A 24,808-nucleotide genomic window follows, 5' to 3' on the forward strand; every position below is an offset into this window, starting at 1 on the left:
TTAATCCATTATAATTTTATATTACGAGTAGCAGAAGGAAGGCGTACTTTTATGCCGTCTAATTCTTCGGTTAAAATAATTTGGCATCCCAATCTAGAAGTATCGGTAAGACCGAAGGCTAAGTCAAGCATATCTTCCTCTGCTTCCGTAGGTTTTTTTAATTTGTTGTAAAATTCTTCTTCTAAAATAACGTGACAAGTAGCACAAGCAAGCGATCCTTCACAAGCTCCCTCAAGGTCTAGATCGTTACTATGGGCAATTTCTAAAATGGAAAGCCCTATAGGTGCTTCTACAGTTTTTTCTTCTCCATCATTTACAATAAATGTTACTTTTATTTTTCCTGACATTCTTCTTATTTTTCCTTATCTAAATTAGTTCGATTATATATAATATATTATATATAACTGAGGCTATTTAATTTGATTTATATTTTTGCCTTTTAGCAAATCATTAATTATTATATTAAGCTTTGTATTCATAGATTTTTTTATTTTGAATTTAAATTCTTTAATAGAATTGTTAATTAAGATCCGATCTCTAGCGTGTGCGGCTTCTTTTATATTATCTAATAAAGAATTAATTATAGATATCTCACTTTCCGATAATAAAGCTGTTAATTCTGCTATAGCACGTTCTATGCTAAAGATTAAAGCCTCTGCTTCAATTATTGCTTCTTGTAATAATCTTGTAGTATAATCTATTTTAGCATTTTTATAAGCGTTTTCTAACATAATATCAATCTCCGTTTTATCAATACCGTGATTTGGCTTTATTTCTATAGTATGTGATGTATTGCTGATTTTCTCATAAGCAGAAACGGATAATATACCGTCTGCATCAATAGCAAAAGTAACTTCGGCTCTAATATTTCCTGCTTTCATAGGAGGAAGTCCCTTTAACTCAAATCGAGCCAAGCTACGGCAATCTACAGCCATTTCACGTTCGCCTTGCAATATATGAAATTGTATACCGGTTTGATTATCGGCATAAGTCGTAAATTCTTTTACTACCGAAATAGGAATCGGAGTATTACGCATAATGATTTTTTCAACTATACCGCCATATAGTTCCATACCCAGCGATAAAGGTACTACATCAATCAATAATGAATTTGTATGGGGTGCTATTAAATTTTCTGCTTGTAATGCAGCCCCCCATACAACTGCTTTATCAGGATCAATATCTGATAGAATATCTACTTTAAATGCTTTATATAATTCGTCTTTTATTAAAGGAATGCGGGTTGCACCTCCTACTAAAATAATGCCGTCTATATTTGGATTTCCTGCTTGTTCTAAACATTCTTTAGCTATATTGATAGTACGTTCTACTAAAGGTAAAATTAATTGCTCTAATGTTTGCTTATTAATTGATATATTATCATTATTAAAACTATCTTTATATGTTAAAGTTTCTTTTGCTTTTTTTGCAAGTTGTAAAGTATCTATAGAATTAGGTAAATCAAATTTGTTGCAAAGATATTGTGTAATTACTACATCTATATCGTCGCCACCAAACATATTATCGCCGTTTGTTGCTATAACTTGAAAAATGCCTTCTTGTATATTAAGAATAGATACGTCAAAAGTGCCGCCGCCTAGGTCATATACTAAATAACAGCCTTTTTGATTTTTGTTTAAGCCGTAAGCATAGGCAGCTGCAGTAGGTTCGGCAATTAGCCTTAATACTTCAAAACCTGCTATTTTAGCCGCAAGCATTACTTCGCCTCTTGCTGCATCGTTAAAATGTGCAGGTACGGTTATAACTGCTTTAGTTATATTAGTCTTCAATTGTTCTTCTGCTTGATTTTTTAGGTAAATAAAAACTTCTGCTGCAATCTCAGGAATTCGCATCTTCTGATTAGCAAAATTTAGCTTAAGCTCACTACTATAGTCAATTGATTTGGACTCACGTACCTCGTTACTCGTCGCTCTCCTATTAGTTATATGCTCTACCCTCGGCTCCTTGTATCCAAATCCAACTGAATTGACTATATCTATGTCGATATAATCTTTAACTAGAGAAAAAAGTGCCGGAGTATTCAGAATTTCTTTTAATGTTTTACCGAATAGTCTTTTAATAGAACGCAGCCCTTTATTAGTACCTATTATAAAATTTTCGTTTGTAAAATCTATAGTAGTTGGGATTAGTTCTTTATCATCTCTAGATTTAATAACTTTAACTTTTCTATTAGTTGCAATAGCTATTAATGAGTTAGTAGTGCCAAAATCGATACCGACTGCTATTTGACGTTCTTGCTTAGAATCAGCTTGCTCCGGTTCCCTAATTTCTATTATTTGCATGATTTTATTTTTTCTTGCAGTTTATGCAGCAATGTCCCAATATATTTAAGCTTGCTAGTTTTTATAGTTGCGTCTGATAGATTTTGTTCTTCAAAAGCTTGTTTTAAAGCATCAATCTCAAGCTTTTTCATTAATTCATATTTGTCTTTTATTTTTTCTAAATCACTAAATAAGATTGTATTTTCGATTATTTCCATTTCATCCCAGAATATGCTTAATTCTAGAGGCGAAAGTAAACTACGTGTCTTTTCGTCATTCAAATTTATATTTTGCAAAAGCAGCATATATTCAGCACGCTTTAAGGCATCTTTAAGAGTAGAGTAAGCATTATTTAATTCAGCCGCGGTAATTAGATTTTGTTCCTTTTCCTGCAAAGTTTTTGCTTTATCGGGATGATATTTTACCTGCATAGCAAAATATTGCTTTTCTAATATCTTTAAATCAATATTATAATCTTGCGGAAGTCCTAATAATTGAAAATAATTTTGCACTGTATAATTTTATATTATTTTAGATTTTGTTGCATGGCTCATTTATGTCATTCCCGCGAAAGCGGGAATCCAGCATAAAGCGAGCTAAATCGAGCTTTTGCTGTATTTATTTATATTTTTTTCTGGATTCCCGCTTTTAGCTAGGAATGACATAATCCATGCAGCGATATCAATTTTTCAAATTAAACGAGTATATATTAAAAATTTAAAAAATACAATTATGGAAGTAGATCTATTACATTTTGAAAAAAAATATCATAACTATATTGTAGCAGGTATAGATGAAGCAGGTAGAGGACCGCTAGCAGGTCCGGTAGTAGCAAGTGCCGTTATAATAGATAACACTAATATTATACCGGGCATTAAAGATTCTAAAAAACTTTCTAAAAAGAAAAGAGAATTACTATATGAACAAATAACTAGTAATTATGTTTGGGCAACTGCTATTATTTCTCATACCGAAATTGATGAAATTAATATATTAGAAGCAACTAAAAAAGCTTGCTCTATTGCTTCGGCCAATCTTAGCCTTAAGCCGGAAATAGTTTTAGTTGACGGTAATATGCAGTTTAATGATGAAAGATTTGTTAGTATAATTAACGGTGATAATCTATCGTTATCGATTGCTGTGGCTTCTATTGTTGCAAAAGTTACTAGGGATCGTTTGATGCTAGATTTAAGTACTGAATTCCCACAATATTTATGGCATAAAAATTCCGGCTACGGCACTCGTGAACATATCGAAGCTATTAATATACACGGCCTATCACCTTATCATAGGAGGAGTTTTAGGTGTTGTTAATGGTATGGACCTGTGCGGTGTTCGATGTCATTCCCGCGGAAGCGGGAATCCAGAAAAAAGCATAAATATAGCAAGTTTTTGAAATTAAAAGCTCGATTTATCTCGTTTTACTATGGATTCCCGCTTCCGCGGGAATGACATCAATTTAACTCAACTCAAGTGCTGCCTCTTCTAGAGTTTTCAGCTGATCACGAAGTTTGGCGGCTTGTTCAAATTCAAGATTACTTGCGGCTTTAAGCATGTCTTTCTTTAATTTTTCAATATGGGCTTTTAACTTAGCAGGGTTATCAAATAAAGTATGAGCTTGTTTTTTATCAAGCTTACTATCAACTTTCTCAAGTTCTGCTAAAGCATGGATAGCACGGTTAATAGTCTTTGGAATTATGCCGTGTTTTTCATTATATTCTTGTTGAATTTGCCTTCTACGCAATGTTTCACTAAGAGCTTTATCGATAGATTTAGTCATTTTATCAGCATAAAGTATAACTCTGCCCTCACTATTTCTTGCAGCTCTTCCGATTGTTTGTATTAACGATACTTCAGACCGTAAAAATCCCTCTTTATCTGCATCAAGTATAGCAACTAAGCCGCATTCAGGGATATCAAGCCCTTCTCGAAGTAAATTAATACCGACTAAAATATCGATAGTACCTTGTCTTAAATCTCGTAAAATCTCGATACGCTCAAGCGTATGAACGTTAGAATGTAAATAAGAAGTTTTATATTTTAGCTCCTGCAAATAGGCGGTTAAATCTTCTGCCATTTTTTTAGTTAAGGTGGTGACTAGAACACGAAAACCTTTAGCTATAGTGGCTTGAATCTCGCTAATTAAATCCTCAACCTGATTGGTGGCCGGCTTTATAATACATTCGGGATCAAGCAGTCCCGTAGGTCTGATAATTAACTCTACAACCGTGCCTCCGGTTTCTTCTAGCTCAAACGGTCCCGGGGTTGCTGATACAAAAACGGTTTGCGGTCTAAATTTTCCCCATTCTTCAAATTTTAAAGGTCTGTTATCAAGAGCAGAAGGCAGACGAAACCCATGCTCTACCAATACTTCTTTCCTTGCTCGATCGCCGTTATACATCGCTCTAATTTGCGGTACGGATACATGGCTTTCATCAACAAATAATAACGCATCTTCCGGCAAGTACTCGAATAATGTCGGTGGCGGCTCACCGGCATTACGACCGGTAAAGAATCTCGAATAATTTTCAACGCCTTTACAGCTGCCGGTTTCTGTCAGCATTTCAAGGTCATATTGAGTACGTTGATTTAGCCTTTGCGTTTCAAGCGGTTTATCTTGCGACTTTAAGAACTCTAAGCGTTTTTGTAACTCCTCCTCAATACCTGATATGGCACTATTTACAGTTTCTTGCGGCATCACAAAGTGCGAATTACCAAAAACCATAGCTTTATCGAGTTTAGCAAGTTTTTCGCCTGTTAGGGGATCGAATTCGTGTATATATTCGAGTTCATTACCGAAAAACGATAAACGCCAAGCTTTATCACTATAATGTGAGGGGAAAATATCGATATTGTCGCCTTTAACTCGAAAACAGCCACGCTCAAACCCGATATCGTTACGCTCATATTGTAGATTTATCAAATCGTTTAATAGTTTATCACGAGGGTAGCTTTTACCAGGTTCTAGATTAACCGTCATCTGATAATATAAATCAGGAGAGCCAAGCCCGTAAATACAGGAAACGGAAGAAACTACTATAACGTCACGACGCTCTAATAATGATCTTGTAGCGGAATGACGCATTAAATCAATCTGCTCGTTAATTGATGAATCCTTTTCTATAAAAGTATCGGTACGTGCTATATAAGCTTCGGGCTGGTAGTAATCATAATATGAGACAAAATACTCAACGGCGTTCTTTGGAAAAATCGACTTCATTTCTGAATAAATTTGAGCAGCTAAAGTTTTATTATGTGCCATTATCAGAGTAGGGCGATTAGTTCTCTCTATAATATTCGCCATAGTAAAAGTTTTGCCTGACCCTGTAATACCAAGCAACATTTGTGAGCGTTTTTTACTATTTAACCCTGCTATAATTTCATCTATTGCTTTTGGTTGATCGCCTGCCGGTTTATATTCTGAGATAATAGAAAAATTATTCATGTATTTTTACTTGCTTTAAAAACTATAGTTTAAGATAATATATTAAAATCTAACAAAAAAATATAATATTATGAATAAAGCTATATTACACACAATTATTATTTATACTCTCGCTAGTTGTCCTTATTGTATAAAAGCTAAAGCATTGCTTGATGAGAAAAATGTTGTTTATGAGGAAATTGAAGTAAGTAATTTTACTCAGGAAGAGAAAGAAAAATTTATTAAGAAATCCGGTGGAAAAAAGACCGTCCCGCAGATATTTATAGATAATATCCATGTTGGAGGTTGTGATGCTCTGTTTGATCTTGAAAAAGAGGGAAGGCTAGATAAGTTGCTGGAAGGGCAACCGAAGAAGACTTCACCTGCAGCCGGGGCGTAATTAATAAAAACGTCATTGCGAGCGACCGTAGACAATACCATATGTCATTCCTGCGTATATTGGTCCTCCCATTGTCATCCCGCGACTTGATCGCGGGATCCAAAAAAATATACAAGCAACTTGTGTTATAAAATGAAAGAATATTACGTTTATATACTTTCTAATAAATGTAATGGTACGTTGTATGTTGGTGTTACTTCTAATATTATAAGGCGTATTTGGCAACACAAACAGAAGTTCACAAAAGGTTTTACCACAAAATACGATATAGATAAATTAGTTTATTTTGAGCAGTTTAATGATATAAACCTTGCAATTGGTCGTGAAAAACGTTTAAAAGAATACAAAAGAAAATGGAAGTTAGATTTAATTAATTCTAGTAATCCTGATTGGAAGGATTTATACGAAGAATTTTTAAAGTAAATTTTTGGATACCGCGATCAAGTCGTGGGATGACACTGAATAACAATGCCTAACCACAACAATCATAAAAATTCATTCTATTTACTTTTACTATATTTATGGCCTGCGAATTTTTATATACGCCTGCGTATTGTTACTTCTCTTATTTGCCTAGTCATAGCTAAAGTAATAAATATTTTCGTTCCGATTGTTTATAAATATATAATAGACGGGCTGAATAAAAATTTTGCTCTTTCGGTTATTATAGGGATTATTCTTGCATATGGCGGAACTAAAATATTGGTACAAATATTTAGTGAGCTGCGAAATATCATTTTCTCAAAAGTAGGACATCAGGCGACTCGCTTAGTTGCTCTGAATGTCTTTAAGCACATGCATAATTTAAGTATGCGTTTTCATATTACCCGGAAAACAGGAGGCTTAAGTAGGTCAATAGAGCGTGGTACTACAGGTATTGAAGCAATATTACGTTATTCATTATTTAATATTTTTCCGACAAGTCTAGAGATAATCCTTGTAAGTGGAATGTTATGGTATGTTTACGGTATTTGGTTTTCTGTCACTATTTTAATAACGATGATAGTTTATGTTGTTTATACTTTCAAGATCAGTACTTGGCGAATTTCGTTCGTAAGAGAAGTAAATAAAAATGATAACACCGCTAATAATATTGCAATAGATAGTTTACTAAATTTTGAGACCGTTAAATATTTCGGTAATGAAGAATATGAGGCAGTAAGGTTTAATGAGGCCTTGCAAACTTATGAAGAATCTTCTACTAAAATCACTAACAGCCTATCGATTTTAAATATCGGGCAGGATGTTATAATATCTTTAGGGCTTGTTAGCCTTATGATACTTTTGGCAAATGCTATTAATCAGAATAAAATGACCGTCGGCGATTTCATAATGGTTAATACTTACTTGTTTCAGTTATCAATTCCGCTTTCAATACTTGGCTTTGCTTATAGAGAAATTAAAAACGCCCTAGTTAGTATGGAAGATATGTTTAAACTACTCGACATACCGGCAGAAGTAGAGGATGCCGTGGATGCTAAGAAGCTTATTATATCAAAAGGTGAGGTTAGTTTTGAGAATGTTAGCTTTGCTTATAATCAGGAACGTCCGATTTTGCATAATATAAGTTTTACGATTAAGAGCGGTAAAACTTTAGCGGTGGTAGGTAGTAGCGGGGCAGGGAAATCAACTATATCACGTTTGCTGTTCAGATTTTACGATATTAATAGCGGTAGCATTACTATAGATAATCAAAATATACGAGAAGTTACTCAAGGCTCGCTACGTAAATCTATCGGGATTGTTCCGCAAGATACCGTACTATTTAACGATACGATATATTACAACATCGCATACGGTAATAACGCAGCAAGCTATGACGAAGTTATAGCAGCCTCAAAAAATGCTCATATTCATGAGTTTATTAGCACCCTGCCCGAAGGGTATGAAACCCAGGTAGGCGAGAGAGGCTTAAAACTTTCGGGGGGTGAAAAACAGCGTATAGCGATTGCAAGAACGTTACTCAAAAATCCGTCAATATATGTTTTTGATGAGGCAACAAGTTCGCTTGATACTAAAACCGAAAAGCTAATTCAAGCAAGCCTTAAAGAGATCTCGGCACGCCATACTACCCTTATCATTGCCCATAGACTATCAACTATTATCGATGCAGACGAGATTATCGTTTTAGATAACGGCTATATAGTAGAACGAGGCAACCATAAAACCTTGCTACAGCACAAAGGCTATTACGCAGAACTCTGGTATAAACAGCAGGAAGAGGAGCATTCTTAAAATTTATCATTATCTGTCATCCCGTGGCTTGACCACGGGATCCAGTTAAAAATACTAGATTTCTGCTTTCGCAGGAATGACATACGCATCCACGCAGGCAAGGTCTCGCAGGAATGACATCGGTAGCTTAAAACAATGCCACGATTATAAATACAAGCAATCCTTGAAAGAAATTTATTATGTCTCTATTATTAAATATAATTCATTAAATTAAATTTAAGGCTAAGTAATCGTGACTGATCAAAATTTTTCTAATTTAGTACCGGTAAATATCGAAGATGAGATGAAAGTATCTTATCTTGATTATGCTATGAGTGTTATAGTAAGTAGAGCTATACCGGATGTTCGGGACGGCTTAAAGCCGGTGCATCGCCGAATTATCTATTCCATGCATGAAGCCGGTAATCATGCCAGCAAACCTTATAGAAAATCTGCAAGAATAGTCGGTGACGTGATGGGTAAATACCATCCGCACGGTGACAGTGCTATTTACGACTCGTTAGTACGTATGGCACAAGATTTTTCCTTGCGTTTACCGCTTGTAGACGGGCAGGGTAATTTCGGCTCGATGGACGGTGATGCGGCAGCGGCAATGAGATATACCGAATCTCGAATGGCCAAAGTTTCGCATAAGCTTGTGGAGGATATCGATAAAGAGACTGTCAGCTTTAACCCTAATTACGATGGTTCTGAAGAAGAGCCTTCCGTACTTCCTGCAATGTTTCCCAATTTATTGGTTAACGGTAGCGGAGGTATTGCGGTTGGTATGGCAACTAATATCCCGCCTCATAATCTTGGTGAGGTTATCGATGCGTGTTGTTTATATATAGATAATAATGATATAGAAATATTAGATTTACTCGAAGTCGTTAAAGGACCGGATTTTCCTATAGGTTCAATGATTTTAGGCATTAGCGGTATTAGAACGGCATATCTTACTGGTAGAGGTAGTATCATTATGCGAGGTCGAGCCGAGATTGAGAATATCGGTAATAGCCGTCAAGCAATTATTATTACCGAAATACCGTATATGGTAAATAAATCAAGGCTTGTTGAAAAGATTGCTGAGATGGTTAAAGAGAAACGTATTGAGGGTATAAGTGATTTACGTGACGAATCGAATAAAAACGGTGTAAGGATTTTTATTGAGTTAAAGAAAGACGTAGTTGCGGAAGTAGTCTTAAATCAAATATACGCATGTACGCAGCTACAAACTAGCTTTGGTGTTATTATGCTTGCTCTTAAAGACGGGCTACCGAAAGTGATGAATTTGAAAGAAGTAATTGCAGCTTTCGTTAGTTTTAGGGAAGTGGTAATTACTAACCGTACTATATATTTGCTAAATAAAGCAAGAGATAGAGCTCATATTTTATTAGGGTTAACCATTGCCGTTAGTAATATCGATGAAATAATACGTATTATCAAAGCTTCAAATGATCCAAATGCAGCCAAACAGGAATTAATGGCACGCAGCTGGGATGCGTTAAATATTCTACCGCTTGTGAAGCTAGTTGATGATAAAGCAATGTTAAATGAGCAAGGCAAATGTAGCTTTACTGAGGTGCAAGCTAAGGCAATCTTAGAAATGAGATTACAACGTCTAACCGCTATGGAAAAAAATAAGCTTGAAGAGGATTTAAAGAACCTCGCTACGGAAATTGCCGAGTACCTTAATATACTTAGCTCTCGCACAAGGTTACTTGAGATTTTAAAGGAAGAGCTAATTAAAGTTAAAGAAGAATTTGCGACTCCTCGTCTTACTTCAATTGAATTCGGCGAATTTGATCAAGATATAGAAGATTTAATTCAGCGTGAAGAAATGGTAGTAACCGTAACGCTTGGTGGGTATATTAAGCGTGTACCTCTAAGTAGCTATCGTTCGCAAAAACGCGGCGGTAAAGGAAGATCAGGGCTTTCAATGCGTGATGAAGATATTACCACGCAAGTTTTTGTCGGTAGTACTCATACGCCAATGTTGTTCTTCTCAAATATCGGTCAGGTTTATAGTTTAAAACTATATAAATTACCTTTAAGTAATCCGCAAGGTAAAGGAAGACCAATGGTTAATATATTACCGTTGAAAGAAAATGAGCATATTACGAATATTATACCGCTACCTGAAAATCAGGATGAGTGGGATAATTTAAATATTATGTTTGCAACTGCTAAGGGTCACATCAGAAGAAGCGATTTATTAGATTTCAAAAAGATTCAGTCGAACGGTAAAATTGCTATTAGGCTTGATGAGGACGATAAATTAATAGACGTAAAACCATGTAAAGAAGACGAGCATATTTTACTTGCCACCAAAGCCGGTAAAGCTTTAAGATTCCCTGTTGAATCGCTGCGTGTTATTAAGAGCCGTACTTCCGACGGGGTGCGAGGTATGAAGCTTGCTAAAGAGGATTCCGTAATTTCTATGACTGTGCTTAAAGGCATTAGCAGTACAAAAGAGGATAGAGATGCTTATTTAACAGTGCCATGGGAAAAAAGGCTTGAGATTGCTAAAGGTGAGGAGTTTAACCTCAAAGAGTTAGGTGTAACTTTGACTGCAGATTCTATTTTAGAAATGGCAAATTCCGAAGAATTTATCTTGACGGTTACAGAGAACGGTTTCGGTAAAAGAAGCTCGGCTTATGGTTATAGAATTACTGACCGTGGCGGCAGCGGTATAATCAATATGGATATTAACGACAAAACCGGTTTAGTCGTCGGTGTTATGCCGGTTAAAATGGATGATGAGCTAATGCTGATCACCAATAGCGGTAAGTTAATTCGCTGTAAACTTGAGTCAGTGCGTATTACGGGACGTAACACTAGCGGCGTAATCCTATTTAAGTTAGATGACGGTGAAAAAGTCGTATCTGTCTCTTTAATTGCTGAAACTTCTGAAAACGAAGAAGGAAGAAGATAGTGAGTTAGAGAAAGAGGGTTTAGAGCAATCTGAAGAGGTGTAGCGGTTGTTACGAAGATAGGTAAATGCTCGTTTATTGGCGTTGTTGCATAGCTCGTTTATGTCATTCCCGCGTGGACCGGTAAAACCCACTGTGTCACCCCGTGGCTTGACCACGGGGTCCATAAAAACAATAAATATAATAATTTTGACTGGATCCCGTGGTCAAGCCACGGGATGACACTCGAAAAATTGTTTCATCAAATTACTTTGTGATTTTCCTCGCAATGACGTGAATTTATTAACTACTCTGCTTTTAGTTAGCAATACCTCCCAAAGAACTTCTAGAAAAGTATTGCAACACTAATTTTTCTCTCTACAATAACTGTATATTGCATTTATGAATATGCAAATATTAACTTTCCAGTCTTTCTTTACTACTACAACCGGTTCAAGCCGGTAACAATATCTCTATATCTTTCTTTTAATTATATCCACCCCTTTAAATTAACTAATTATTATTAGGTAAGTTTTATGTTTCGTAAAATGCCACTTATTTTAATGGCTATTATCATAGCTATCATATTATTCAACCCACTAAAGAGTTTAGAAGTAAAAAGGTTATTATATTCAATAAGTCTATTTATTAAATCTATAATTGGATTATTTCTTCCTTTAATTATTTTTGGCTTACTTTTTAAATCTGTTGTAATGCTAGCCAAAGATGCAACACTATAGTTTTCTTAATATTATTACTAGTATGTGGGTCTAATTTTTGTTCTACTTTCATAAGTCATTATGTAGGTATATACTTCTTTAACTTGAAAAGTTGGAAAATGAATATTTAGATGAGCGAATAATCAATGTTCTTATGGATAATTAATATCTAATACTACCAATTTTTCAGGTAAAAGAAGTATATATATACTTCTTCAACATGAAGAGTTGTTAAAATGATTAGGCACAATGGTTTGAAAATTGTCATTTACCAATGAAGAAATTTTATTTTTATATTTTTCAATATTTTCAAAAAATATTCGTATAGAATCAGTAAATGTCTCAAAATTCGCATAAAATTTATTGTTACTTACAACAGAATGCATAAATTTCCACAGTCGTTCAATTGGATTCAAATTAGGACTATATGCTGGCAAAAATAGTAACTCTATTTTACTGTATTGTAGATATTCTTTTACCTTTTTTGACCTATGATATCCAGCATTATCGCATATCAAATAAATCTTACTTTTATCTTGATTATTTGCTTCTAATTTCTTTAAAAATTCAATAATATAATCACCATTAACCTTAGGATTGTCAGTTGTTACTACCTCTAAATCCTTAAGATTAATAGCACCAATAATATGTTTACGCTTCCAACCACTGAAACTTGGTAATGTTTTAACTACATTCTTTCTAATCCAACCAAATCTTGCTCGAGTTTGGTATTGAGGATGAACACTATCCATAAAATAAATAGACTCATCTTTAGCTAAATTATTTTTTAGCAAACTATATTGCAGCTTAAATTCCTCTTGCTTAGCTAAATCTATTTTTCCAGGCATTAACTTAGGTTTCTGATAACTAAAACCAAGTCTGTGTAACAGCTTGATTACCCCAGCTAATGTATAGATTACTCCATATTGACGTTCTATGAACAAACCTATATCTCTAGCATACACATAATTATTATTTTCTAGATGAACTATTAACTCTGCTTCCTCCTGTCTAGTAAGTTTACTATCACTACCGCCATTTCCAGGCTTAAGCTTCTGAGCATTATGATAATCTATTAAATGTTTTCTTATCCCTCCCCATCACTCAGTAATAACACTTTCGATATCTCATCAATACTATAGCTATCATCATACATGAAAACAGCTTTGATTCTATCACAAATCCTCTTATCCCTTTCGCTTCTATGGTAAAGCTTTAATTCTTCTTTTTCTATTGATGTTAATTTTCTATAAATCCATTCTTACTTAATAACACTTGCTGACTTCTTTGACAATTTTTCATTTACTAGAGGTATATATAAGGTGCTATTTGTTTATCAAATCCTAGTGATATTATAATTTGCATACTAGCATCATAAGCAAAAATGCTTGAAATAATTCCTGTCATTATCCAAAATAGCCCTAAGACAATTTTTATCACAGGTTTTAGAAAATAAAGCCTAGCATGCCATATGGATTGTACGGTTAAAGGTTCGGTTGCAAGACCTTGTTGCAAGTTTCTAGGGATTATAGAAGTAAAATCGATAAAATCTTTTTTATCAGCAATATTAGGTTGAAGTAACATAATACGCAGTAGAATTAATAGGTCCTATTTTTAGAAAATCCCCTAATTTAGCTGCTATTTTAATGAATATTAGAGGAATTTTAATTAGTTTTCCAGGATTAACTCCAAGCCATCTTCTAAATCCAAGTAAGATATCCTTCATGGTAACTATGTCTGGTCCAACTATTTTTAATAATTTGTGGATTTTTCCTTCCCTTTCTATACAGTGAATAATTACTTTCGTTAAATCATCAATATGAATAGGTTGAAATTATTGTAAACCATCGCCTATTAAAGGAATAAAATACGGTAATGTTGCAAGAGCCCTAAATAGTGAGGTACCACCGTAACAACCGCTTGCGTAAACAAGAGATGGCTGTAAAATCACCCAATCTATATTTTCTAATTTTTGTAAATATGCTTCAGTTGCTTTTTTAGTTAAAGCATAAGCAGTGTTTTTTTCATCATCTATTCCAAGAGCTGAAATATGAATAATTCTTTTTACGTTAGTAAGGGTGCAAGCCTTAAATAGAGCCTTTGGACCATTGACATGAACATTTTCAATATTATTAGCATGACTAGACATTAATACACCTGATACATTAATAACTATATCTATGTTATTTAATCTATTTATCCAGCTTTGTGGGGTTAGGTCTATATTAAAATCACAATATATCACTTCTGCAGTAGGGAATTTTTTCCTGGTAGATTCAACATCTCTAACACAGCATATTACTTCATAATTATTCTTTAATAATTCAGCTGTAATATATGATCCAATAAAGCCGTTAGCTCCTGTTACTAGTATTCTCATTATAATATAAACGATTTAGATATTAGACTTCTTGCATAACCTCCTTCTAAAGGTAATTTGTACGTCAATCCGGTACTCGCATCCTCACGTACTAGTATGTACGCTGCGGTTCTGTGTTCCGTGTTTCCTTCAAATTCCTCTTTATAAGATAGGTTATGCAAGAAGTCTATTGATATTTTTTATATCATTAATCAAATTCTGTTGCAAATAGAAGATAAAAAAGGATATGTTATGTCCACAACTATTGTTTTTTGGTTAAAAACTTTTATACCCCAATACTCTTCTCTCTTATCATAAACCGGCGTTGCCCGTGTGTGATTTTAATGTTATCTCATAATAAAATAATTAAAGATTATAAATAATTACATATAAAAGATTTGAATAAATATTAAGAGGTTTTTATATTTTGGGAGCGTTGAGATATGAAGAGTAAAAACGCGAATTTAGGATAAGGAAGAAGGGAAGCATGGAATAAGAATAAAGTATTTACAAGTTAAGAGTGTTGGGTTACTGAAGTTTTTCAACAAAAAAACAAGAACCCAACAATGAAAAAATGTATCACAACTTTATTTTAGATACTAGACAATTTTTGTGAAATATATGAAGAATGGGAGAAGCAAAAATTAATACCAACAGATAGAAAACGCCGGAGAGAAGGGAATTTAAGCCTTTCAGAGCTTTTAACTATCGTATTATATTTTTATATATCGCCGTGCAAAGATTTTGAGAATTATTATTTATATCACTTATCATATAAATATAGAGGTTATTTTAAATTACCAAGTTATAGTCGAATAATACAATTATGGTCAAGATTAATTCTACCGCTTGGTTATAATGTTGCAACTATTTAGAGGAGAGGAAACAGGAAGTTATTGCATAGATTCAACTAAATTATCGATATGTCATACAAAACGTACAAATAGCAATAAAGTATTTAGTGGTATACTTCTTTTACCTGAAGAATTGGTAGTATTAGATATTAATTATCCATAAGAACATTGATTATTCGCTCATCTAAATATTCATTTTCCAACTTTTCAAGTTAAAGAAGTATATATAGTGTAACTCAGAAAGCTTAGATTAGGTTTCTCAAAATACTCTAGGTTCTTGCGTGCGGAAAATTAAATTATTTGTATTTTTAGATATTTTTAAGCGGAAATTAATAAGAACGCAAGAACCTAATATCTCTTTTTCTTTTAAAGTAATTGTTGAATTATCTATATTTGATAAATTAGATATGTGTGTTCCTAGAATTGTTATTTTTTGTGAAGAATTAGTTAATTTTTGAACTGGAACTCAAATATTAATTAGATAATTGATTTAAAAGAGAAAAAGCATATAATCTTTGTGTAGGAAATTATATATTGAGTAATAAATTATGATGTGGTTATTAATTGCGATTGGTTTAACCGTTTCGGTTCTTATTATAGGGGTAGTGTCGATGGCTATCGGAGGAAAGTTTGATAAGAAATTTAGTTCAAAGTTAATGACTTTAAGAGTTTTTTTTCAGGCAGTTGCTATATTGTTATTGATTATAATATATTTTTATAAAGTTAATTTATAAATGCCTGAAAATAACTCAAAAGCTACTTAATCGATTTCTCTAATTTCTTCGCGTAATTCTTCCCATTTGTCTAAAATTTCTTCTAATGTAACTTCTTCGACTTTTTTCTCTTCATCTTCAAAGTCCTTTAAATCTCTAATCAGTTTCTCTAGCTTTAATAATGAAAATTTTTTTTCATTATACTGATCGCTACAATGTTCTTCGAGTTGTTCGGCAATTTCTTCAATATCACCCCAATGCATTGCTATTCCTCCTTAATTTTATGCAAGCCTTATTTATTAACATGTTATCTGATATTTGCTATTATTTTTTACTAAATATTATTAATTCGACAAATTATTGCAAATAGGTGAGTTTATTATGCAACTATTGCCGGAATTAGGCAGGTGTGATTTCTTTACATTTTGGTGGTTTTATGGTATATTAAAATAAAATATTAAGATTTAATTATGTCAATATTACCGATAGTAACGGCACCTGATGCAAGATTAAAGCAGAAATCTCAGCCGGTTTTAGAGTTTACAGATCAAACACGAAAATTTATGGATGATATGCTTAAAACTATGTACCATGAAGACGGTGCAGGGCTTGCAGCAGTACAAGTAGGGGTATTGAAACGTATTTTAGTAATTGATATGAAAGATCATGATCCGGTAGAAAGACCAAAGGATTTTTATCCGCTTTTTATAGTGAATCCTGAAATAATAGAAAAATCAGAAGAGCTAATTACAGCTAATGAAGGTTGTATCTCAGTACCGGAGCAACGTATTGAGGTGGCAAGACCGGAATCTATAAAGATTAGGTATTTAGACTATCATGGTAAATCACAAGAGCTTAAAGCAAATGATTGGCTTGCAAGAGTTATCCAGCATGAGTATGATCATTTAGAAGGTAAGCTTATGATTGATTATTTAAGTAATTTAAAACGAGATGTAGTACTTCGTAAGCTTAAGAAACTTAAAAATAATATAGTGTGAAAGTAATCTTTATGGGAACGCCTGAATTTGCTGTTCCTGCTCTTAAAAAACTTATAACTCATCACGAAGTTAAAGCTGTTTTTACACAGCAACCTAAAGCTAAGGGTAGAGGACTTAACTTAGCTAAATCTCCAATACATCAATTAGCATTTGAGCATCAAATTCCTGTTTATACTCCTTCTACTCTTCGTAATGATGAAATAATAAATCTAATTAATAAAGTTAATGCTGATATTATAGTTGTTATTGCATATGGTTTTATTGTGCCTAAAGCTATATTAGAAGCTAAAAAATACGGCTGTCTTAATATCCATCCATCCGATTTGCCTCGTCACAGAGGAGCGGCTCCTCTGCAGCGTACTATTATAGAGGGTGATCGGAAAAGTAGCGTATGTATTATGCGTATGGATACAGGGCTTGATACAGGTGATATATTGATGAAAGAAGATTTTGATTTAGAAGAAAGGACAACATTGGAAGAATTGCACAATAAATGTGCTAATTTAGGATCTGAATTACTAATAAAAACACTTGCAAATATCGATGATATAGTACCGATAAAACAGTCAAGTGATGGCGTTACGTATGCTCATAAATTAACTAAAGAAGCAGGAAAAATTAATTGGCATGAATCCGCATATAAAATAGATTGTAAAATAAGAGGAATGAATCCCTGGCCCGGAGCATATTTTAGTTATAATGATAAAATAATTAAAATCCTTGAAGCAGAATATTTAAATGCGGAGCATCACTTTACTTCCGGCACCGTTATTAGCGATAAGCTGGAAATAGCTTGTGGAAGCGGTATATTACGAGTGAAAAAACTTCAGCAAGAGAGTAAAAAAGCTTTGAATATAGAAGAATTTTTACGTGGTACAAATATTTTAAAAGATACAATATTAAAATAAGAGTATTAATTATGGGTAAAGATAAAAAAGAAGTTAGGTTTAATGATGATTTAGACATTAAGGAGTTTATCTTAAAGCTTGAAAAGAATAGTGATATTTATTCTATAAAAAGGAAAGTAATTAATATAGTAGATGATGAAGTAGAGAATCAAACTAAGCTACTTACGGAAACTCAATTTCTTGTGAAAAAAACTCCACACGGTAAAACATCTCAATATGAAATTAGCGGCTTTATTAACAAAGCTGGCGAACATATAAACGATCCAAAGCAAATAAAAGAAATTTCAAAATTATATGCTCATGCCGAATTTGCTGATTTACAGAAAAATATTTTAGGTAAATTTGATAAGAACGGTAATTTAAGTATAACTAAAGATTTTAAAATTGATGAAAATCTAGTCTTTAGAAAAGACGGTAAATCATGTTTTACAAAAAGGCAGATTCTTTTTTGAAGATTTAGGCGGTAAGGTAGATACAAAATTAGGGACTGCAAGTCTAAACAAAAAGCCGACAAAGCCTACTTTAAAAAGAGGTTAAAATAACTTTAAACCCCCTCGTAAGAAATAAAATTAAAATTATTTGAAATTAGTGTTTGACAAGCTTTAAGAATATAGATATAAGATCATCACACAAAGTTTGAAACGTAAAACTTTGTAGCTGTTTAAAAAGTTGATAAAGCTAAAAAACTAAATACACCGCGATAATAAAAATTTATATCGTGAGTAGATACTGAGAATAATTGTGAAATTAATTCTGTATGCATCGTGTAATCTCAAGTTAAAAGCGTAGGTAAATATAATAAGAGCATTTGGTGGATGCCTTGGCACTAGAAGGCGATGAAGGACGTAATACGCTGCGATAAGCTTCGGGGAGTTGCGAATAAACTTTGATCCGAAGGTTTCCGAATGGGGAAACCCACCTAATTTATTAGGTATTGTATAGTGAATACATAGCTATATGAGGCAAACCCAGCGAACTGAAATATCTAAGTAGCTGGAGGAAAAGACATCAACCGAGACTCCGTTAGTAGTGACGAGCGAACGCGGACCAGGCCAGTGGCTTCAAAAAAATAACTAAAACAACATGGAAAGGTTGACCATAGAGGGTGATAGTCCCGTATAGGTAAAAAGTTTGAAGTCCTTGAGTAAGGCGGGACACGTGAAATCCTGTTTGAACATAGGGGGACCACCCTCTAAGCCTAAGTACTCTCTAGTGACCGATAGTGAACAAGTACCGTGAGGGAAAGGTGAAAAGTACCCCGACAAGGGGAGTGAAATAGTATCTGAAGCCAAATGCTTACAAGCAGTCGGAGCAAGCGTATTTATATGTCTTGTGACGGCGTACCTTTTGTATAATGGGTCAGCGACTTAGTTTATCTAGCAAGCTTAAGCCGTTAGGTGTAGGCGTAGCGAAAGCGAGTCTGAATAGGGCGTTTAGTTAGATGAATTAGACCCGAAACCGGGTGATCTAGCCATGGCCAGGTTGAAAGCGGAGTAAAATCTGCTGAAGGACCGAACCCACTACTGTTGAAAAAGTAGGGGATGAGCTGTGGTTAGGGGTGAAAGGCCAATCAAACTCGGATATAGCTGGTTCTCCGCGAAATCTATTTAGGTAGAGCGTTATAGCGATTACCGTCGAAGGTAGAGCACTGAATGAGCTAGGGGGTCCCACAGACTTACCAAACTCAATCAAACTCCGAATGTCGACGAGTACAGTATAGCAGACAGACTATGGGTGCTAAGGTCCATAGTCGAGAGGGAAAAAGCCCAGACCGCCATCTAAGGTCCCTAAATCATGACTAAGTGTTAAAGGATGTGAGAAGACCAAAACAACTAGGATGTTGGCTTAGAAGCAGCCATCATTTAAAGAAAGCGTAATAGCTCACTAGTCTAAATAAGTTTTCTTGCGCCAACAATGTAACGGGGCTCAAGTCATGTACCGAAGATGCGGATTTATGCATTTGGCATAAATGGTAGCGGAGCGTTCCGTAAGCCTGTGAAGGTGAATCGTAAGGTTTGCTGGAGGTATCGGAAGTGAGAATGCTGACATAAGTAGCGATAAAGAATGTGAGAAACATTCTCACCGGAAGTCCAAGGGTTCTTGCGTAAAGTTAATCTGCGCAAGGTTAGTCGGCCCCTAAGATGAGGCTGAAAGGCGTAATCGATGGGAATCAGGTTAATATTCCTGAACCTGAAGGATGTGACGAAAATAGTAAATTGTACAGTCTTATTGGATTGATTGTGCAGTGAATATTTTCCAGGAAATAACACCTTCATTATAGACCGTACCCGAAACCGACACAGGTGGACAGGTAGAGTATACCAAGGTGCTTGAGAGAACGATGCTGAAGGAACTAGGCAAATTGCATCTGTAACTTCGGAAGAAAGATGACCTGTATATGGGCAACCATGTGCAGGTGGCACAAGCTAGGGGGTAGCGACTGTTTATTAAAAACACAGGGCTCTGCAAAGTCAATAGACGACGTATAGGGTCTGACGCCTGCCCAGTGCTGGAAGATTAAAAGGAGGGGTGCAAGCTCTGAATTGAAGTCCCAGTGAACGGCGGCCGTAACTATGACGGTCCTAAGGTAGCGAAATTCCTTGTCGGGTAAGTTCCGACCCGCACGAATGGCGTAACGATTTCCCCACTGTCTCCAGTATCGACTCAGCGAAATTGAATTCTCCGTGAAGATGCGGAGTTCCCGCGGTCAGACGGAAAGACCCCGTGAACCTTTACTATAGCTTTGCACTGGTGTTAAGAATCAGATGTGCAGGATAGGTGGGAGACTACGAAGCGAAGGCGTCAGCCTTTGTGGAGTCACCCTTGAGATACCACCCTTTTAGTTCTTGACATCTAACCGAGATCCTTGAATCAGGATCCGAGACAATGCATGGTGGGTAGTTTGACTGGGGCGGTCGCCTCCCAAAGAGTAACGGAGGCGCACGATGGTTAGCTCAGGTTGGTCGGAAATCAACTTTTAGAGTGCAATGGCATAAGCTAGCCTGACTGCGAGTCTGACAAGACGAGCAGAGACGAAAGTCGGTCATAGTGATCCGGTGGTCCCGAGTGGAAGGGCCATCGCTCAACGAATAAAAGGTACTCCGGGGATAACAGGCTGATGATTTCCAAGCGTCCATAGCGACGAAATCGTTTGGCACCTCGATGTCGGCTCATCACATCCTGGGGCTGGAGAAGGTCCCAAGGGTTCGGCTGTTCGCCGATTAAAGTGGTACGTGAGCTGGGTTTAGAACGTCGTGAGACAGTTCGGTCCCTATCTGCCGTGGGTGTAGGAAGTTTGAGAGGATCTGCCTTTAGTACGAGAGGACCGAGGTGGACGTACCCCTGGTGGACCAGTTGTCGTGCCAACGGCACAGCTGGGTAGCTAAGTACGGAAGGGATAACCGCTGAATGCATCTAAGCAGGAAACCCACCTCAAAACTAGACTTCCCCATTAGAGCCGTGGAAGACCACCACGTTGATAGGTCAGGTGTGGAAGCACAGTAATGTGTGTAGCTAACTGATACTAATAGCTCGATTGATTTACTTTGCTGTGAGATTACATATGCATATAGTGTTAATTCTATAAAAATGTAGTATCAACTCACAAAGTTATCAGGTTAAATTAGCTTTATCAATGAATAAAAATGTTATTGCACAGCTAATAATGTCGTACCGTGGTCCCGCCACGGTATCTAGAAAAATTTTTAATATTTAGATTCCTGCTTCCGCAGGAATGACAAATTTAGTCATGCAACAACATTAACAGCAAACTATAATACAAATCTATCTTTTTGAAAGTTTGTATTGCTAGCTTGGTGGTTATAGCATGAGTGAAACACACGATCCCATCCCGAACTCGAACGTGAAACCTCATAGTGCTAATGGTACTATGTCATAAGGCATGGGAGAGTAAGTCGCTGCCAAGCTAGCAATGCAAATTTTTAATTATCTTTTTTTCTCTTTATGAGATATTTTACATTCATAATTCTTATCCTCTTCTATATTAGTAATGCTTATGCATTAAAGAATAAACATCAACTTATTTCCATAGAATCGCTAAAATCTAACATAGAAATTAAAAAGTTATTTAAAGAAAAAAATACAGAGCAATTTATTTTAGAGTTACCAAATGGCACAGTAATTAATGAAGGTGGAATTTTAACTCAAGAAGGTTATATTCTACAAGATACTCAAACAAGCTTAGGTGATCAACATCGTTTATTAAATAAGAAACGAGATATTAATACAGAAAATCCTTTATATTTTAATGGAAAATTAGCAGTAATTTCATCTTCTGGTTCTGAAAATTGGTATCATTGGCTGCTACAAATTTTGCCTAGATTAATTATATACCTCTAGTAAATGAAAAATTGTCAAAGAAGTCAGCAGGTGTTATTAAGTAAGAATGGATTTATAGAAAATTAACATCAGTAGAAAAAGAAGAATTAAAGCTTTACCATAGAAGCGAAAGGGATAAGAGGATTTGCGATAGAATCAAAGCTGTTCGCATGTATGATGATAGCTATAGTATTGATGAGATATCGAAAGTGTTATTACTGAGTGATGAAGGGATAAGAAAACATTTAATAGATTATCATAATGCTCAGAAGCTTAAGCCTGGAAATGGCGGTAGTGATAGTAAACTTACTAGACAGGAGGAAGCAGAGTTAATAGTTCATCTAGAAAATAATAATTATATGTATGCTAGAGATATAGGTTTGTTCATAGAACGTCAATATGGAGTAATCTATACATTAGCTGGGGTAATCAAGCTATTACACAGACTTGGTTTTAGTTATCAGAAACCTAAGTTAATTCCTGGAAAAATAGATTTAGCTAAGCAAGAGGAATTTAAGCTGCAATATAGTTTGCTAAAAAATAATTTAGCTAAAGATGAGTCTATTTATTTTATGGATAGTGTTCATCCTCAATACCAAACTCGAGCAAGATTTGGTTGGATTAGAAAGAATGTAGTTAAAACATTACCAAGTTTCAGTGGTTGGAAGCGTAAACATATTATTGGTGCTATTAATCTTAAGGATTTAGAGGTAGTAACAACTGACAATCCTAAGGTTAATGGTGATTATATTATTGAATTTTTAAAGAAATTAGAAGCAAATAATCAAGATAAAAGTAAGATTTATTTGATATGCGATAATGCTGGATATCATAGGTCAAAAAAGGTAAAAGAATATCTACAATACAGTAAAATAGAGTTACTATTTTTGCCAGCATATAGTCCTAATTTGAATCCAATTGAACGACTGTGGAAATTTATGCATTCTGTTGTAAGTAACAATAAATTTTATGCGAATTTTGAGACATTTACTGATTCTATACGAATATTTTTTGAAAATATTGAAAAATATAAAAATAAAATTTCTTCATTGGTAAATGACAATTTTCAAACCATTGTGCCTAATCATTTTAACAACTCTTCATGTTGAAGAAGTATATATCACAAGAATATAAAAGGTAGTTCTTAATATCTTTAGAGGATAAATTTTATAACTTAGATATTCAAGAATATACAGCCTAAAATATCACCGATTGAAATATAAAAATTATGTTGAATAACTTCAGCAGGACTATATCCAAAATCTTCGGTTAAAATATTTCCACAATAAAAATAACCGAAGTAATTCCATATAGGGTAGGCACATTTAATTAAAAAATAACATAAAATAGTTTTTAAATTTGTTTTTTCTTTTACAATATCATTATTTTCAATTTTTTTAGGGTCTAAGCTGGTTTTTTCTATAGCTAATTTTATACGTCTTTTAGCATCAATAAAATCAGGTGTTTCTTTAAGGGTCGTTCTTGCTATAGTACCGGTAATGGCAACAAATGCTCCAAATAAAAAAGCATAACGCCAATTAAGATTTGTTGAAGTTACAAGTGTTGCAACAGCAAGAGCTGCTATTGTTCCGAGTGTATACTTCTTCAACATGAAGAGTTGTTAAAATGATTAGGCACAATGGTTTGAAAATTGTCATTTACCAATGAAGAAATTTTATTTTTATATTTTTCAATATTTTCAAAAAATATTCGTATAGAATCAGTAAATGTCTCAAAATTCGCATAAAATTTATTGTTACTTACAACAGAATGCATAAATTTCCACAGTCGTTCAATTGGATTCAAATTAGGACTATATGCTGGCAAAAATAGTAACTCTATTTTACTGTATTGTAGATATTCTTTTACCTTTTTTGACCTATGATATCCAGCATTATCGCATATCAAATAAATCTTACTTTTATCTTGATTATTTGCTTCTAATTTCTTTAAAAATTCAATAATATAATCACCATTAACCTTAGGATTGTCAGTTGTTACTACCTCTAAATCCTTAAGATTAATAGCACCAATAATATGTTTGCGCTTCCAACCACTGAAACTTGGTAATGTTTTAACTACATTCTTTCTAATCCAACCAAATTTTGCTCGAGTTTGGTATTGAGGATGAACACTATCCATAAAATAAATAGACTCATCTTTAGCTAAATTATTTTTTAGCAAACTATATTGCAGCTCAAATTCCTCTTGCTTAGCTAAATCTATTTTTCCAGGCATTAACTTAGGTTTCTGATAACTAAAACCAAGTCTGTGTAACAGCTTGATTACCCCAGCTAATGTATAGATTACTCCATATTGACGTTCTATGAACAAACCTATATCTCTAGCATACACATAATTATTATTTTCTAGATGAACTATTAACTCTGCTTCCTCCTGTCTAGTAAGTTTACTATCACTACCGCCATTTCCAGGCTTAAGCTTCTGAGCATTATGATAATCTATTAAATGTTTTCTTATCCCTTCATCACTCAGTAATAACACTTTCGATATCTCATCAATACTATAGCTATCATCATACATGAGAACAGCTTTGATTCTATCGCAAATCCTCTTATCCCTTTCGCTTCTATGGTAAAGCTTTAATTCTTCTTTTTCTACTGATGTTAATTTTCTATAAATCCATTCTTACTTAATAACACTTGCTGACTTCTTTGACAATTTTT

The 24,808-nt window shown here is 34.4% G+C and carries 21 protein-coding genes, 2 rRNA genes and 5 pseudogenes; 15 read left to right on the forward strand and 13 right to left on the reverse strand.

Annotated features, from left to right (window positions below):
* Positions 1-8: 8 nt before the first annotated feature.
* The 3 genes from AC5584_RS01725 to hscB all read right to left on the reverse strand — a co-directional run bounded on the left by AC5584_RS01725 (position 9) and on the right by hscB (position 2,794).
* Entirely contained in the window at positions 9-347 is a 339-nt protein-coding gene (locus AC5584_RS01725) for a ferredoxin family 2Fe-2S iron-sulfur cluster binding protein (protein WP_499162195.1), read from the reverse strand.
* A gap of 63 nt (positions 348-410) precedes the next feature.
* Complete coding sequence (hscA, locus tag AC5584_RS01730) at positions 411-2,303, reverse strand: Fe-S protein assembly chaperone HscA (protein ID WP_499216641.1); 1,893 nt, start codon at positions 2,301-2,303, stop codon at positions 411-413.
* Entirely contained in the window at positions 2,294-2,794 is a 501-nt protein-coding gene (hscB, locus tag AC5584_RS01735; RefSeq protein WP_499216642.1) for a Fe-S protein assembly co-chaperone HscB, read from the reverse strand. Before hscB ends, hscA begins: the two co-directional genes overlap by 10 nt.
* A gap of 220 nt (positions 2,795-3,014) precedes the next feature.
* Between hscB and rnhB the strand changes: the two genes are divergently transcribed.
* Positions 3,015-3,596, forward strand: a complete 582-nt coding sequence (gene rnhB, locus AC5584_RS01740) for a ribonuclease HII (protein WP_499216643.1) — start codon at positions 3,015-3,017, stop codon at positions 3,594-3,596.
* A gap of 145 nt (positions 3,597-3,741) precedes the next feature.
* Here rnhB and uvrB read toward each other — a convergent pair whose 3' ends face one another.
* A complete protein-coding gene (gene uvrB, locus AC5584_RS01745; protein WP_499216644.1) occupies positions 3,742-5,727 on the reverse strand; it encodes an excinuclease ABC subunit UvrB in 1,986 nt (661 codons plus the stop codon).
* 70 nt (positions 5,728-5,797) lie between these two features.
* Here uvrB and grxC point away from each other — a divergent pair, with 70 nt between their 5' ends.
* From grxC to gyrA, 4 genes and pseudogenes are all read left to right on the forward strand, one after another.
* A complete protein-coding gene (grxC, locus tag AC5584_RS01750; protein WP_410526741.1) occupies positions 5,798-6,106 on the forward strand; it encodes a glutaredoxin 3 in 309 nt (102 codons plus the stop codon).
* Positions 6,107-6,238: 132 nt separating this feature from the next.
* Complete coding sequence (locus AC5584_RS01755; protein WP_485441022.1) at positions 6,239-6,529, forward strand: GIY-YIG nuclease family protein; 291 nt, start codon at positions 6,239-6,241, stop codon at positions 6,527-6,529.
* Positions 6,530-6,574: 45 nt separating this feature from the next.
* Complete coding sequence (locus tag AC5584_RS01760; protein WP_499216645.1) at positions 6,575-8,341, forward strand: ABCB family ABC transporter ATP-binding protein/permease; 1,767 nt, start codon at positions 6,575-6,577, stop codon at positions 8,339-8,341.
* A 232-nt stretch (positions 8,342-8,573) separates the two neighbouring features.
* Positions 8,574-11,298: pseudogene (gene gyrA / locus AC5584_RS01765) on the forward strand (DNA topoisomerase (ATP-hydrolyzing) subunit A).
* Positions 11,299-11,755: 457 nt separating this feature from the next.
* Here gyrA and AC5584_RS01770 read toward each other — a convergent pair.
* The 6 genes and pseudogenes from AC5584_RS01770 to AC5584_RS01795 all read right to left on the reverse strand — a co-directional run.
* Positions 11,756-12,024: pseudogene (locus AC5584_RS01770) on the reverse strand (hypothetical protein).
* Between the two features lie 142 nt (positions 12,025-12,166).
* Positions 12,167-13,042 (reverse strand): IS630 family transposase, encoded by an 876-nt coding sequence (locus AC5584_RS01775; protein WP_499217091.1) that lies wholly within the window; start codon positions 13,040-13,042, stop codon positions 12,167-12,169.
* 214 nt (positions 13,043-13,256) lie between these two features.
* Positions 13,257-13,535, reverse strand: coding sequence for a hypothetical protein (locus AC5584_RS01780; RefSeq protein WP_499216646.1), 279 nt, complete (start codon positions 13,533-13,535; stop codon positions 13,257-13,259).
* Positions 13,519-13,677: a hypothetical protein gene (locus AC5584_RS01785; RefSeq protein ID WP_499216647.1), complete on the reverse strand. Its 159-nt coding sequence runs from the start codon at positions 13,675-13,677 to the stop codon at positions 13,519-13,521. The genes AC5584_RS01780 and AC5584_RS01785 overlap by 17 nt, the downstream gene beginning before the upstream one ends.
* 108 nt (positions 13,678-13,785) lie before the next feature.
* The gene (locus AC5584_RS01790) at positions 13,786-14,331 is read right to left on the reverse strand and encodes an NAD(P)H-binding protein (RefSeq protein WP_499216648.1); all 546 of its coding nucleotides are present in this window, start codon (positions 14,329-14,331) and stop codon (positions 13,786-13,788) included.
* Positions 14,332-14,333: 2 nt separating this feature from the next.
* Positions 14,334-14,501: pseudogene (locus AC5584_RS01795) on the reverse strand (palindromic element RPE1 domain-containing protein); the annotation flags it as partial.
* 405 nt (positions 14,502-14,906) lie between these two features.
* Here AC5584_RS01795 and AC5584_RS01800 point away from each other — a divergent pair.
* The 3 genes and pseudogenes from AC5584_RS01800 to AC5584_RS01810 all read left to right on the forward strand — a co-directional run.
* Positions 14,907-15,273, forward strand: a pseudogene (locus AC5584_RS01800) (transposase family protein); the annotation flags it as partial.
* Between the two features lie 172 nt (positions 15,274-15,445).
* Entirely contained in the window at positions 15,446-15,622 is a 177-nt protein-coding gene (locus tag AC5584_RS01805; RefSeq protein ID WP_499216649.1) for a peptide deformylase, read from the forward strand.
* 90 nt (positions 15,623-15,712) lie between these two features.
* Positions 15,713-15,898: a twin transmembrane helix small protein gene (locus AC5584_RS01810; RefSeq protein ID WP_040257119.1), complete on the forward strand. Its 186-nt coding sequence runs from the start codon at positions 15,713-15,715 to the stop codon at positions 15,896-15,898.
* 26 nt (positions 15,899-15,924) lie between these two features.
* On the opposite strand, the gene AC5584_RS01815 is transcribed toward AC5584_RS01810, so the two are convergent.
* Positions 15,925-16,140 carry a Fe-S cluster assembly protein IscX gene (locus tag AC5584_RS01815; protein WP_499216650.1) on the reverse strand — a complete coding sequence of 72 codons (216 nt, stop codon included), beginning with the start codon at positions 16,138-16,140 and terminating at the stop codon, positions 15,925-15,927.
* A gap of 207 nt (positions 16,141-16,347) precedes the next feature.
* On the opposite strand from AC5584_RS01815, the gene def reads away from it, so the two are divergent.
* The 7 genes and pseudogenes from def (at position 16,348) to AC5584_RS01850 (ending at position 23,230) form a co-directional block, all read left to right on the forward strand.
* Positions 16,348-16,875, forward strand: coding sequence for a peptide deformylase (gene def / locus AC5584_RS01820; RefSeq protein ID WP_499216651.1), 528 nt, complete (start codon positions 16,348-16,350; stop codon positions 16,873-16,875).
* Positions 16,872-17,783, forward strand: a complete 912-nt coding sequence (fmt, locus tag AC5584_RS01825; RefSeq protein ID WP_499216652.1) for a methionyl-tRNA formyltransferase — start codon at positions 16,872-16,874, stop codon at positions 17,781-17,783. The genes def and fmt overlap by 4 nt, the downstream gene beginning before the upstream one ends.
* Before the next feature lie 182 nt (positions 17,784-17,965).
* Positions 17,966-18,320 (forward strand): annotated as a pseudogene (locus AC5584_RS01830) (hypothetical protein).
* A gap of 250 nt (positions 18,321-18,570) precedes the next feature.
* Positions 18,571-21,331 (forward strand): 23S ribosomal RNA (locus tag AC5584_RS01835).
* 263 nt (positions 21,332-21,594) lie between these two features.
* Positions 21,595-21,709 (forward strand): 5S ribosomal RNA (gene rrf / locus AC5584_RS01840).
* A 37-nt stretch (positions 21,710-21,746) separates the two neighbouring features.
* On the forward strand, positions 21,747-22,142 hold the full coding sequence (locus AC5584_RS01845; protein ID WP_499216653.1) for a hypothetical protein: 396 nt from the start codon (positions 21,747-21,749) through the stop codon (positions 22,140-22,142).
* Positions 22,143-22,276: 134 nt separating this feature from the next.
* Complete coding sequence (locus AC5584_RS01850; RefSeq protein WP_499216901.1) at positions 22,277-23,230, forward strand: IS630 family transposase; 954 nt, start codon at positions 22,277-22,279, stop codon at positions 23,228-23,230.
* A 65-nt stretch (positions 23,231-23,295) separates the two neighbouring features.
* Here AC5584_RS01850 and AC5584_RS01855 read toward each other — a convergent pair whose 3' ends face one another.
* Both AC5584_RS01855 and AC5584_RS01860 read right to left on the reverse strand, forming a co-directional pair.
* Positions 23,296-23,733, reverse strand: a complete 438-nt coding sequence (locus tag AC5584_RS01855) for a hypothetical protein (protein WP_499216654.1) — start codon at positions 23,731-23,733, stop codon at positions 23,296-23,298.
* On the reverse strand, positions 23,727-24,764 hold the full coding sequence (locus tag AC5584_RS01860; protein ID WP_499216902.1) for an IS630 family transposase: 1,038 nt from the start codon (positions 24,762-24,764) through the stop codon (positions 23,727-23,729). Before AC5584_RS01860 ends, AC5584_RS01855 begins: the two co-directional genes overlap by 7 nt.
* Positions 24,765-24,808 lie beyond the last annotated feature (44 nt).

The sequence above is a fragment of the Rickettsia endosymbiont of Villa modesta genome (genome assembly GCF_964026485.1).
In the GTDB taxonomy this organism is placed as follows: domain Bacteria; phylum Pseudomonadota; class Alphaproteobacteria; order Rickettsiales; family Rickettsiaceae; genus Rickettsia; species Rickettsia asembonensis.